Origin of the sequence: Methylomicrobium lacus (assembly GCF_041897535.1) — a bacterium.
GTDB lineage: Bacteria > Pseudomonadota > Gammaproteobacteria > Methylococcales > Methylomonadaceae > Methylomicrobium > Methylomicrobium lacus_A.
Window position 1 is genome coordinate 3,490,704 of the sequence record NZ_CP169217.1, and the last position, 12,155, is coordinate 3,502,858.

Consider the following 12,155-nt stretch of genomic DNA (forward strand, 5'->3'; position numbering starts at 1 on the left):
CATTCAGGGTTCACCTGGATCGAGAGGCATCTGGGGCAAGCGTTGCGGTGATTTTCCGGGCCAGGCTTTCGACCCCTTTCAGGGTCAACTTCTTGTCGCCGCCTTTGATCTCGGAAATATAATCGCCGATCAGTTTGCCCTGCCGCACATCGACCAGATGCGCCATCAGATAGGCGAACAGGTAGCTGGGCTTGTGCAGCCTGCCGACCACGACATAGTCGGCGCCAACCGTTCTTCCCAGTTCGGCGGCCAGGTCGTGGTGATTGAACAGGTAGCCGGGGCCGGCGGCGGCCTCGGCGATGTCGCGGCGATCGATCTGGACGATCGGGTAGTGCGCTTTCGCAAGTTCCTGTTCCAGCAGCGGTTTGATGCTGGCCGTGCGGGCGACTTCGGCCGGAATAGAGGGCGCAGGGGTTAAATCCTTCAGTTCAAAATCGAGCACCGCGATACGGGGCGCCGCGCTGCTGTAAACCGCAAACAGCAGCAAAAACGCCAACAGGCAGCCTGAAGCCGGTTTATGACGGCGCATGGCTGCAAGCTGTGTTGGAGTGCCGGCGTTTGGCGTCCGCCAGCAGTTTCAAGCGGATCGACGCATAAAGCGATTCCAGGTAAGGGCAGGACACGTTCGCGCGTTCGGCCGCGCGCACGGCATTGCCGAGAATCGCCTCGGTTTCCAAAGGCCGGCCTTGTTCGTAGTCGAGCAGCATGCTGGTCTTATAGGGCGGCATCCGGTAGGTCTTTTCGATGTTTTGCTCCACCGCATCGACCGGCAAGGGGTGGCCCAGGGCTTCGGCAATCCGGCAGACGTCCTGCATGATATGACGCACGAAAGGCTCTTCGCTGTGCAGGATTTCGGCCGTGCTGAGACCGCCGGACAGCACCGACAACGGATTGAACGGCGCATTCCAGACGCATTTGAGCCAGCGTTCGGCGACGATCGCAGCGCTCGCATTACAGTCGATGCCGGTCTCTCGAAACAGGCGGCACAATTCCAGGGTTTTTGCGCTGACCGAGCCCGGCAGGTTGCCCAGCGCCAGACGGCCGTAGGCCAGATGCGCGATCTCTCCCGGCCCGATCCGGTTGCAGCAGATGAACGCGAGACCGCTGACGACTTCGTTATCGGGGAAGGCCGCGAGCATTTCCTGTTCGATATCGACACCGTTCTGGATGAACACGATCGAAGTTTGCGGCGCGACCACGGGGCGCAGCAGCGCGGCCCGATCGGCGCCGGGCAGTATTTTGGTGCAGAGCAGCACATAGTCCGCAGGCCCTTGATAGTCCGCGGCGTCCTTGAGCACTTGTTCCGGCATGAAGCGATAACTGCCGAGATCGGCGCTGACGATCGTGAAGCCGGATTGTTTGACCGTGTCGTAATCCGAGCGACAGACCACCGACACTTCTGCGCCGGCCTTCGCGAGCAGCGATCCGTAAAAGGCGCCGATCGCGCCGGCGCCGACGACCAGTACTTTGCTAGCTGGGGTTTTCATCCAAAATCTGTTTCAAAAAAGGGATGGTCAATTTGCGCTTGGCGGACAAGGAGGCCTGGTCGAGATTGTCGAGCAGACGCCATAAGGACGCCATGTCGCGGTCGGCGCGGTTCAACAGGAAGCGCCCGGCCTGCGGCGAAATCTCCAGGCCCATGCGCCGGGCTTTATACTCCAGCGCGGCAATACGGCCTTTATCGTCCGGCGTCGCTATGTGCAAGGCGAGCCCCCAATTCAGGCGCGTTTTCAGGTCGGGCAATTCAATCGCCAAGGCTTTCGGACCGACATTGGACGAGATGATCAGCCTATGCCCGAGGTCCCGGTGCCGGTTGAAAAAATTGAACAAGGCCAGTTCCCAGTTGGCAAGGCCCTCCATCTTTTCGACATTGTCGAGACAGACGAGTTCTAAGGCTTCGAGACCGTTCAGCAATTCGGCGGAAGCACCGGCGGCTTGCTGCAGGTCGAAATAGAAGCTCGAAAGGCCCAGCTTTTGCGCCTCGTGGCAGCAAGCCTGGAGCAAGTGGCTCTTGCCGAGCCCTGACTGTCCCCAGAGAAAAATGAACGTTTCGCCGCTGCCGGCGACGCAGCGTTGCAGATGATTCAAGACGGCCGAGTTCGCGCCCGGAAAAAAATCCTGGAACGTTTGGTTGGCCCTGAATACGAACTGCAACGGTAGCTGTTTTGCCATGCTTCAAGGGGCTTGCCGGCGAAAACGGAGCGCCAGCGCCGACCCGAAAAACAGCAGCAGGCTGAACAGGATTTCAGACCCGGCCAGCCAGCGGGCGCCGGCATTCGCGTAAACTTCGACCGCGCCGTGCGCGAAATACAGGAGACTGATGAAGCCGGCCCAGGCATAGCTTTTCGGATTGAACGCCAGCAAGCCGCGCACCAGCAGCAACAGCGGCGTCACCGTGACGATCAGCACCAGAGCGACCGGTATTTGCGGTGCAGCCGCCAGCACGGTAGGCCACAGCATCATCAGCGCGAACAGCCCGAAATAACCGGTGAGCGTCAGATAACGAAAGGTCTGCGCCATCTTGTTCAAACCGGCATGCCCGCCTTCAGCGCTTTTGCGGTGAGCGCGAGGCGTTTGCCGAGCGCCCGGCACAACGTCTTTTCGGGGTCGCTGAGCAGCGAATTCTTCTCTTCCATATGGCTCGGACCGTACGGCGTGCCGCCCGAGGTGGTCTCGCGCAGCGCCGCCTCGGTGTAGGGCAGTCCGACCAGCAGCATGCCGTGATGCAGCAGCGGCAGCATCATCGACAACAGCGTGCTCTCCTGGCCGCCGTGCAGGCTGCCGGTCGAGGTGAACACGCCGGCCGGCTTGCCCGCCAGCGCGCCCGAAAACCAGATCGGGGTCGTGCCGTCGAGGAAATATTTCAACGGCGCGGCCATGTTGCCGAAATGGGTCGGACTGCCCAGCGCCAGGCCATCGCAGTTTTTCAGATCGTCCAGCGTCGCATACACCGGGCCCTGCGCGGGAATCCGCTCGGCGGTTTTTTCGCACACCGCGGACACGTCGGGCACGGTCCTGATGATAGCCTCCGCGCCGTCGACCGATTCGACGCCGCGCGCGATCTGCATCGCCATGCCGGCGGTCGCGCCGTGCCGAGAGAAATAAAGCACTAGGATCTTGGTCATCGCTATAGGATCGCGAGCACGTTTTCCGGCGGCCGGCCGATCGCGGCCTTATCGCCGATCACCACGACCGGGCGCTCGATCAGGATCGGGTTCTCGACCATCGCGCGGATCAAGGTCTGCCGGTCCAGCGACTTGTCGAACAGGTCCAATTCATCGTAAGGCTTCTCTTTTTTACGCATCAGGTCGCGCGGTTCGATCCCGAGTTTTTGCAGAATCGCGTCGAGTTCTTCCGCGCTCGGCGGATTTTTCAAATATTCGACAATCTCCGGTTCGATACCCTTGTCCCGCAACAACTGCAGCGTTTCCCGGGATTTGCTGCAACGCGGATTATGATAAATTTTAACCTTCATAACGGCTGCTCTTGGCGCTTCGGCGCTCTTTCAATTAAAAAAGTTATAATAACATTTCTTGCCCAAACTCTCGCTGAAAAAGGGGTTATCTCTTGACCACACTCATTTCGGATCGCATCGCCGATCGCGTTAAACAATATTGGCTGCTCGCCCGTTTCGACCGTCCCATCGGCACGCTGATTCTATTATGGCCGACGCTGTGGGCGCTCTGGATCGCAGGCCGGGGCAAGCCGGATGCGCTGGTGTTTACGGTGTTTTTCCTTGGCGTGGTGCTGATGCGGGCCGCCGGCTGCGTGATCAACGATTATGCCGACCGCGATTTCGACCCGCATGTCGAACGCACCCAACAGCGCCCGATCGCGGCCGGCCGCGTGCAGCCGAAGGAGGCGCTGATTTTGTTCGCCGTGCTGACTTTAGTGTCGTTCGGGCTGGTGCTGCTGATGAACCCGTTCACGATCGGCCTGTCGTTCATCGGCGCCTTTCTGGCGGCCAGCTATCCGTTCATGAAGCGCTTCACGCATCTGCCGCAGGCTTATCTGGGAGCCGCTTTCGGCTGGGCGGTGCCGATGGCATTCGCCGCGCAGACGAACACGATTCCTTTGGTCGGCTGGATCTTGTACCTGGCCGTGCTGCTCTGGGCGCTGATTTATGACACGATGTACGCGATGGTGGACAAGGACGATGACCTGAAGATCGGCGTCAAATCGACCGCGATCCTGTTCGGCGACTATGACCGCCATATCATGGGGGCGTTGCAGATCGTGATGCTTGGCCTGTTGGTGATCGTCGGGCGTATAGAAGGGCTGGGATTCTTTTATTACATGGGGCTTCTGGTCGCGGCGGGGCTTGCGGTTTATCAGCAGAAACTGATTTTTCACCGCGAAAAAACGCTCTGTTTCAAGGCATTTTTGAATAACAACTGGTTTGGGTTGGCGGTTTTTATCGGGTTGGTATTGGATTATCTGTTTGTGTAGGGCGGAAGCCGATACGACTGCATGGATGCAGGAGGTAGGGCAACGCAGGGAGTAGTTACCGAGGCGTTCCGGCAAAATAAGAAGAAACCCAAACTTAACATCAGGCGGAACCCGACCGATTCGCCTTACCGAGTTTGGCGTAATTAAGAATTCATGCCAAACAAACACTCTATCTTTCTTGTTTCTAAAGGCTATCTATGGCAATTGAAATCAGCGCCATTTTGTTTGAATTAGTTAAAAAACTTGTTTTTGAAGCAATTTCAAAACGAGTCAATGTTACGGTTGAGCCGTTTCTGACGAAGCGAAAAATCGAAAGCCGTATCGATGATTCCATTGCTCAAGTCGTTGAACAACTTGTGCCTTTCTTTGATAGTGAGCGAATAGCAGAATACAAACGAGGAATTCTTATCGCTACCTGTGAATCAGAGTTAGCCGATCTTTTGACTAAACCGCAAGAATTTTTCGCGGCATCATTGGATGGGCAAAAACTTTTTGATCAACGTTATGCTAACGGTCAACTTCCTGAATCTATTCGTAATGAAAGCTTACAGGATCTATACGCGCTTGTATTTCCACAGATTGCCAATCTTATTTGTATGTATCCTACTGCAGTCGAAGCATGGAAAATCGAAGGTTTCAGAGACGGATTCCGCCGTCTCGATGACATTGCAATAACTTTGGGAACAGTAGCGAAAAATATAGATTCGCTTCTTTCTAAAGACGTCGATGCTGCTGATGGATTAATTATCCGCGTTCGCCAGTCCTTGGCGCAGCGTGTTGAATTTCAATTAGATTTGACTGGGCTACGAGGTGAGAGGCCCGATGCGGTTCCAATTGAGCAATGCTTTGTCGTCCCTGAACTGGGGCGAACCTCTGTAGAGGTGATTGATTCCAAAGAATATAGAAAAGAGATAACGATCAGCACCGAAACCGAAATTGCTGATTGTTTCACTACGCTAGGCATAAGGGCACTTGTTATTGGCGCGCCAGGTGCCGGCAAAAGCACTTGGAGTCGTTGGTTGCAGAAATTGCAACTTACGCAAAGTGAACCACGATTGGCAATGCTAATCCGTCTTCGAGACTTGGTAAAACAGGAGCCATTACCCTCCTACCTTGATATTGTCCGTGATGCTGCGGGTACCCACCTTCGTGAAGAAGTCGATGCTATAGCGGTTAGAGAATGGTGTCAGTCAGGTGCGATTACCTTTATTCTCGATGGTTTTGATGAGATTCCTCCGGCACGAAGAGATTCCATTCTCGATTGGATTAAGGATTTAGGTGCTGCAATAGACAGAGCCGGTTTAATTCTTACTTCCAGGCCATTGACCTCCTGTCACTTAGAGGATCTTTACAAACCCTGGGTTCGTTGGGATATGCAGCCATTCGATGAACCCAGAATAGTAGATTATATTGAACGTTGGTATGACCATGCGCCTTTGTTGGCGGGGAAGTCACACAACATTGACGCGAATGAGCTTGCCAGACATTGGCTACAGGATGCTGTACTTAAACCGTTGGTTGGTACACCGTTAATGTTGGCGACGCTCCTGATGGTTCATCATATAGACGGTGAATTGCCTCGCGGGCGGGCCAAACTCTATGAGCGCTATATTGATGGCATGCTTGGGCTCTGGGATAGTCGCTGGGGGATCCCTTCGGTAATTGACCTTAATCCCGATCTGAAAAAGCGGGTACTAACGAGATTGGCTTTATATTTGCATTTGACAGAGATCGAACAGCTTGGTGATGTTGAAATTCAGCAATGGTTCTCTGATAACCTGTCCAATCTGGGCTGTGCCTATGAACCCGAAGTAGTGCTGGACCACCTTCGAGAGAGAACAGGTTTATTAGTAGGACCGGGGACCTGGAGTTTCGTGCATAAAAGCGTTGGGGAATTCCTCGTCGCGGCGGCAATAAGGGATGGCGACCAAATTGATGGAGATGGGCAAAGGGTGGATCGCCTTCGCTTGTTCAGAGAGCGGCATCATGACCGCTGGAATACCGTTCTATTTTTCTGGGCGGGTCTTACTGCGCCGGGGGATTTACAAAGCTATATCGAGCAGGTAATTGACGAACCAGAAGTTGAGGATTTCGTTTTGGCCATAAGTCTCATCTATGATCAGCTACTGCCACACCGCCTGACTGAGTCTTGGCTGAGTGCGCAATTGCTAAAACTTCTTAAGAAAGGGGTTAATATTGAGGACGGTCCACCAGTATCGGGGGTATTTTGTAGTCCGCTTCCTATTGGTTTAGATGGAACGGTTGATTTTAGCTTCAGTCCAGAGCTGAGAACACTAAATCAAGTTAATTTCCGCGAAGCACTTTGTGAATGTTTGAGGATAAGTCCCCTTACTTGGAGTCAAGCCTCTGTTTGCCATGAGTCCCTATTATTTCAGGTATGGTTATTTTTTGTTACGGAACCAAGAACTCCTGATGATTTGCATTCTGCCTTATCTATGGAGACAAATAAACTTCCGAAAAATTGGGCACTGTTCCCGCTTAGTTGGGGAACTGAGGAGGCGGCCCACAGAACTGAGGGTGTTTCTTTGCTTCAATATCTAGATATTTTGCTACAAACTGTACCGGAACATTCTGGAGAACTAGTATTTTTCTTAATCGGCTCATTTATTAATAGGGTTAAATGGAATAAGATTATTTCACAATTTTCGCAACCGCAGTTTTTTCAAAACACGCTTCAAGCAATAGAAACTTTGCGTAGCGAAAAAGTAACTCCCCACTGGTTGCAGCTCACCCGCGAATATGATTTTGGGCTTTATCGCGGTGAGGAGAATTTCGATTTACTAGATAGGTTTCTACATGATCTAGAAACCGCTATTCAACAAAAGTGGGTTACTGATGAAATCTTGATTACTAATGTTCGAAGTTTTGTGTCGGAACTGAGAGTTAAGCGTGATAATGCTTTGCTAACAGTGAGCACATAAAACGTGATAAGCTCCTAACAACAATCGGCGTAGGTTGATTGGGTTGCGGAGTACCGCAACCCAACACCTGACGTACGGATCAGTCGAAAAGTTGGGTTGTCTTCGCCAACCCAACCAACGATGCTATTGTAGGAAGACTTTTCTCCCATTTGCCATTAATGAGCTTCGCTTATTGAATATCGAATTGCAGGCTGGCAAGCCTGGCGTACAATCCGCTCTGTCTGCGTAAATCCTCCGGTGCGCCGGTTTCGACGATACGTCCCTGGTTCAGGACGATGATACGGCCGACCTTCTTCACCGTGGCCAGCCTGTGCGCAATGATCAGGGTGGTACGTCCCTGCATGGCCGTGTTCAAGCCTTCCTGCACCAGGATTTCGGATTCCGCATCGAGGGCACTGGTGGCTTCGTCGAGCAGCAGGAGCGGCGCATTTTTCAGAATCGCCCGCGCGATCGCGATGCGCTGGCGCTGTCCGCCGGACAGGCGGGTACCGCGTTCCCCCAGAAAGGTCTGATAACCTTCCGGCAGGCGGTGGATGAATTCTTCCACTTGCGCCGATTTGGCGGCGGCGATGACTTCCTCATCGCTGGCATCGGGGCGGCCGTAACGAATGTTTTCCAGGGCATTGGCCGAGAAGATCACCGGGTCCTGCGGCACGATCGCAATCCTGTTGCGTAATTCCTGCAGGGAAAGTTCGCGAATGTCCTGCCCGTTGAAACGGATCGTGCCGTCCGATACCTCGTAGAAACGCAATAACAGCTGGAACAGGGTGGACTTGCCGGCCCCGGAAGGGCCGACGAGCGCGATGCTTTCGCCCGGAGCGATAGCGAGCGTGATGTCAGCGAGTGCGGCTGTCTGCATCCGCGATGGGTAATGGAAGGAGACATGGTCGAAGCGAATCTCGGCTTTTTCGGGGCGCAGTAGCGGTTCCGGCACGTTGGCTTCGACAATGGCGGGCTTGGCATGGAGCAGTTCCAGCAGGCGCCCGGTTGCCCCGGCCGCCCGCATGATATCGCCCCAGACTTCCGCCATGGTGCCGACCCCGCCCGCGACCAGGACCGCATACAGCACGAAGGAAGCCAGCTGTCCGCCCGTCATGCCGCCCTCGTGCACCAGGTTCGCGCCGACCCACAGCACGAAAATGATCGAGCCCATCACGGCCATGATGATCAGCGCCGTCAGCGCCGCACGCACCCGGGTGCGCCGGATGGCGGTCTTGAAACTGACTTCCGCACGCTCGGCGAAGCGTCGGGTTTCTCGCGTTTCCTGCGTATAGGCCTGGACCGTCGGCACCGCGTTCAGAATCTCGCCCGCCAGCGCCGAGGCATCAGCTATTCTGTCCTGCGATTCGCGGGAGAGCTTTTTCACTTTGCGGCCGATCGCCAAGATGGGCAGCGTCAATAAAGCCATCAGACCCAGGTTCAGAGAGAACAGATGCAGACTGGTCACCGCCAGCATGATCATGCCGCCGATAAACTGGAACAGGCTTCTGAGACCCATCGAAACGGAGCTGCCGACCACGGTCTGGATCAGGATGGTGTCACCGGTCAGGCGCGACAGCACCTCGCCGGTTTGCAAAGTCTCGAAAAATTGCGGGGACTGTACCAGCACCCGCGCATATACCGCCGTGCGCAGATCCGCCGTGACCCGCTCGCCGATCCAGGTCACGGTGTAATAACGCGCCGAAACGGCCAATGCCCACAGGCACGCCAATCCGAACAGGACCGCGAAGCGGCCGTTCAGGCTCAGCGAACCGAGCAAGCCGGCGCCGGCGTGTTGCCGTTGCCCGAAACCGAAATCGATCAGGTCACGGAACGCCAGCGGAACCAACAGGATGGTGGCCGAGCCGAGGCACAGCAGCACGAATGCCAGCGAGATTCTGCCGCGATAGGGGCGCAGGAAAGGCCACAAAGTCTTCAGGGAAGACAGGCGTCGAGAGGAGTCGGTTTTGATCGATTTCGAGAGTGACATCCGCAGCCGGTGTTTGAGGGACTGGATTCATTTTCTCATGGCTTCGGAAGTCGAAACGAGAAAATATTCGCGAGGGGGAATTACTGAGAATCTCTTCGGAACATGACAGCGGAATTTGCTATTGTATAACCTCACCGCTAAGCGATTGAGGAGGGCATGATGAAGTCATCCATTCTGATACTTTTCATTCTGGGTTTTCTTGCGGGATGTGAAAATACCAAAGGGCAAAATCGACACGATCCGAATCATCATGAAAAAACGGTGCAAAAGCAGCGTGAATAAAGCTCCGCGCCGATTTTAATAATCGAACAGATCCAGTTGTCGCCAATTCAATGGCGCCGCCGAGTCCAGGGAGGAGAGGGCAATGCCGAGCAAGCGCACTTTCTTCGCGCCGACCTCGGTGTCTTTCAGCAAGTCGGCCAGGACCCCCTCGAATCCCTCGACGCGGGTAATCGCCTGGGACAGCGTTTTGCTGCGGGTGATCTGCACGAAGTTGTGATATTTGAGTTTGACCGTGAGCGTATGCGCGGTCATTTGCTTGGCGGCCAGCCGGGCCAGTGCCTTGCGCATCAGGTCGAGCAGTTGTTGCAGGATCACCGCAGGGTCTTCCAGGTCTTCCTGGTAGGTGATTTCGACGCCGACCGATTTGCTCGGCCGGAAATTGCGGACCGGCCGTTCGTCGATGCCGCGGGCGATGTCGTAATAGTGCTGGCCGGACTTGCCGAAATGCTGCACCAACAACGGTAGCGGCCACTGTTTCAGGTCCTGGCCGGTACGGATGCCGAGGGCATGCATTTTCTGCTCTGTGGCCTTGCCGATGCCGTGGAATTTTCCGATCGCCAGTTGTTCGACGAATCCCGGTCCCTGCTCGGGCGTAATCAAATACAGGCCGTCGGGTTTGTTGATGTCGGAGGCGATCTTCGCCAGAAATTTGTTGTAGGAAATGCCCGCCGAGGCGGTCAGTCCGGTTTGCCGGCGAATCCTCTCCTTGATCTCCTTCGCGATCAGGGTCGCAGAACCCTGGCAGCGCGATACCGCGCTCACATCCAGATAGGCTTCATCGAGCGACAGAGGCTCGAACAGTTCGGTATAGTCGGAGAAAATGCGGCGGATGGCTGCCGAGACCTCCTTATACACCTCGAAACGCGGTTTCACGAAGATGGCCTGAGGACAGAGGCGGTAAGCGTGGGAAGACGGCATCGCCGAATGGATGCCGTATTTTCTGGCTTCGTAGCTGCACGTCGCGACCACGCCCCGCGCATCCGGCCGGCCGCCGACGACGATGGCTTTGCCCCGATAGGCCGGGTTGTCGCGCTGCTCGACCGCTGCGAAAAAGGCATCCATGTCGATATGAATGATTTTGCGTTGAGGCCGGTCGATCGTCATCACATGTGCCGGGTGAACGGCTATGGTTTTTTTCTTTCCTGGTCGAGCAGCTCGATCACGGGCCGCGTTTGCGGCCTCACGCCGCGCCAGATCAAGAAGGCTTCGGCCGCCTGCTCGACCAGCATGCCGAGGCCGTCCAGGCTAAGCCGCGCGCCGTGCGCTATGCCCCAGCGCACGAAGGCGGTCGGCTCGTTGCCGTAGGCGAGATCGTAACAGCTGCCCTGGCCGGCGAGCAGGTGATCGGGCAGCGGGGGCAGTTGGCCGCTCAGGCTGGCGGAGGTCGCATTCAGGATCAGGTCGAATTGCGATTGAGCGAGCGCTTCAAAGCCGCAGCCGGATATGTCGCCCCTTGTGCTGAATTCCTCGGCAAGCGACACGGCTTTATCGGCGGTGCGGTTCGCGATCACCAGCCGGCTTGGCGCTTGTTCCAGGATCGGTCCGATGATGCCTCGGCTGGCGCCGCCGGCGCCGAGAATCAACACACGCTTGCCGGCCAGGGTCAACTGATGATTGGACAACAGGTCCGTGACCAGGCCGCAGCCGTCGGTGTTGTCGCCGAGAACGGTGCCGTCCGTTTGCAGCGCGAGCGTGTTGACGGCCTTGCTGCGTTCGGCGCGTTCGGTCTTGACGCCCGCGAAGCGGTAGGCCAGCTCTTTCAACGGCACCGTGCAGTTCAGCCCCTTGCCGCCGGCCGCGAAGAAGCCGCCGACTTCGTCAGGAAACGCCTCGGCCGTGACTTCCAGGGCTTCGTAGCTCAGCGCTTGGCCGGTCTGTTCGGCGAACAGGCGGTGAATGCGGGGGGATTTACTGTGCTTGATCGGGCTGCCGAATACGGCGTAGCGGTCCGTTGTGCTCATTTAATTGTTTTTCCTCAGCCAAAAGCTTCTGATGATGGTCAGGGTGACGATGGCCGCGACGATCATCAATTCCACCCAGAAAAAATGCTCCGTATAGACAGGGATGACCGCGGAAACCCCTAAAAAGATGCCGACGATGCAGAAACGCCAGCCGACGCGCAAACCATCCAAAGCGGTTGCCAAGGACAGGATCAACAGGATGATCAGTCCCGAGTCGTCTTCCGGCTTCAACACGATCGACGCACCGCCGACCACGAGCAGGGAGAAGAGCCAGTGCAGGGCCTGATCGCGCAACACGGTCATGAAGTCCTCGCCGCTCTGCCTCGACTGCAGCCAGCCCAGCACGATCGCGAAAAACGCGAACACAAAGACCATCATGACCCAATAGCCAAAGCCGTCGGCGGGCGAATAATCGTTGATGAAAATGCCGGTCAGGGATAATACCAACAATATAATCAGGATGATCGCTTCAATTTGGCGCTTGCGTCTGGCGGAAATCATGGAATCGTCGGTCATGTACAGGGCTCCGGTTATTGTTTTTATGCTTTATAC

12 protein-coding genes are annotated in these 12,155 nt (G+C 55.8%); 2 read left to right on the forward strand and 10 right to left on the reverse strand.

What is annotated here, in order from left to right:
- Positions 1-10: 10 nt before the first annotated feature.
- From ACEPPP_RS15665 to arsC, 6 genes are read right to left on the reverse strand one after another with little or no spacing between them, the layout of a single operon-like run.
- On the reverse strand, positions 11-529 hold the full coding sequence (locus ACEPPP_RS15665) for a DUF2380 domain-containing protein (RefSeq protein WP_374088248.1): 519 nt from the start codon (positions 527-529) through the stop codon (positions 11-13).
- Complete coding sequence (locus ACEPPP_RS15670) at positions 516-1,487, reverse strand: ketopantoate reductase family protein (RefSeq protein WP_374088250.1); 972 nt, start codon at positions 1,485-1,487, stop codon at positions 516-518. Before ACEPPP_RS15670 ends, ACEPPP_RS15665 begins: the two co-directional genes overlap by 14 nt.
- The gene (hda, locus tag ACEPPP_RS15675; RefSeq protein WP_374088252.1) at positions 1,471-2,172 is read right to left on the reverse strand and encodes a DnaA regulatory inactivator Hda; all 702 of its coding nucleotides are present in this window, start codon (positions 2,170-2,172) and stop codon (positions 1,471-1,473) included. Before hda ends, ACEPPP_RS15670 begins: the two co-directional genes overlap by 17 nt.
- A 3-nt stretch (positions 2,173-2,175) precedes the next feature.
- Entirely contained in the window at positions 2,176-2,520 is a 345-nt protein-coding gene (locus ACEPPP_RS15680) for a DUF2069 domain-containing protein (protein ID WP_374088254.1), read from the reverse strand.
- Positions 2,521-2,525: 5 nt separating this feature from the next.
- On the reverse strand, positions 2,526-3,125 hold the full coding sequence (wrbA, locus tag ACEPPP_RS15685) for an NAD(P)H:quinone oxidoreductase (protein WP_374088256.1): 600 nt from the start codon (positions 3,123-3,125) through the stop codon (positions 2,526-2,528).
- 2 nt (positions 3,126-3,127) lie between these two features.
- Complete coding sequence (arsC, locus tag ACEPPP_RS15690; RefSeq protein WP_374088258.1) at positions 3,128-3,475, reverse strand: arsenate reductase (glutaredoxin); 348 nt, start codon at positions 3,473-3,475, stop codon at positions 3,128-3,130.
- Between the two features lie 92 nt (positions 3,476-3,567).
- Here arsC and ubiA point away from each other — a divergent pair, with 92 nt between their 5' ends.
- Together ubiA and ACEPPP_RS15700 are read left to right on the forward strand one after the other, a co-directional pair.
- Positions 3,568-4,449, forward strand: a complete 882-nt coding sequence (gene ubiA / locus ACEPPP_RS15695; RefSeq protein ID WP_374088260.1) for a 4-hydroxybenzoate octaprenyltransferase — start codon at positions 3,568-3,570, stop codon at positions 4,447-4,449.
- Positions 4,450-4,646: 197 nt separating this feature from the next.
- The gene (locus tag ACEPPP_RS15700) at positions 4,647-7,391 is read left to right on the forward strand and encodes an NACHT domain-containing NTPase (protein ID WP_374088262.1); all 2,745 of its coding nucleotides are present in this window, start codon (positions 4,647-4,649) and stop codon (positions 7,389-7,391) included.
- A 169-nt stretch (positions 7,392-7,560) separates the two neighbouring features.
- Here the strand turns inward: ACEPPP_RS15700 and ACEPPP_RS15705 are convergent, their stop codons facing one another.
- The 4 genes from ACEPPP_RS15705 to ACEPPP_RS15720 form a co-directional block, all read right to left on the reverse strand.
- Positions 7,561-9,360: an ABC transporter transmembrane domain-containing protein gene (locus ACEPPP_RS15705; protein ID WP_374088264.1), complete on the reverse strand. Its 1,800-nt coding sequence runs from the start codon at positions 9,358-9,360 to the stop codon at positions 7,561-7,563.
- A 297-nt stretch (positions 9,361-9,657) separates the two neighbouring features.
- Positions 9,658-10,746 carry a DNA polymerase IV gene (dinB, locus tag ACEPPP_RS15710; protein WP_374088266.1) on the reverse strand — a complete coding sequence of 363 codons (1,089 nt, stop codon included), beginning with the start codon at positions 10,744-10,746 and terminating at the stop codon, positions 9,658-9,660.
- Positions 10,747-10,766: 20 nt separating this feature from the next.
- Complete coding sequence (gene aroE, locus ACEPPP_RS15715; RefSeq protein WP_374088268.1) at positions 10,767-11,603, reverse strand: shikimate dehydrogenase; 837 nt, start codon at positions 11,601-11,603, stop codon at positions 10,767-10,769.
- The gene (locus ACEPPP_RS15720; RefSeq protein WP_374088270.1) at positions 11,604-12,119 is read right to left on the reverse strand and encodes a hypothetical protein; all 516 of its coding nucleotides are present in this window, start codon (positions 12,117-12,119) and stop codon (positions 11,604-11,606) included.
- Between the last annotated feature and the right edge of the window lie 36 nt (positions 12,120-12,155).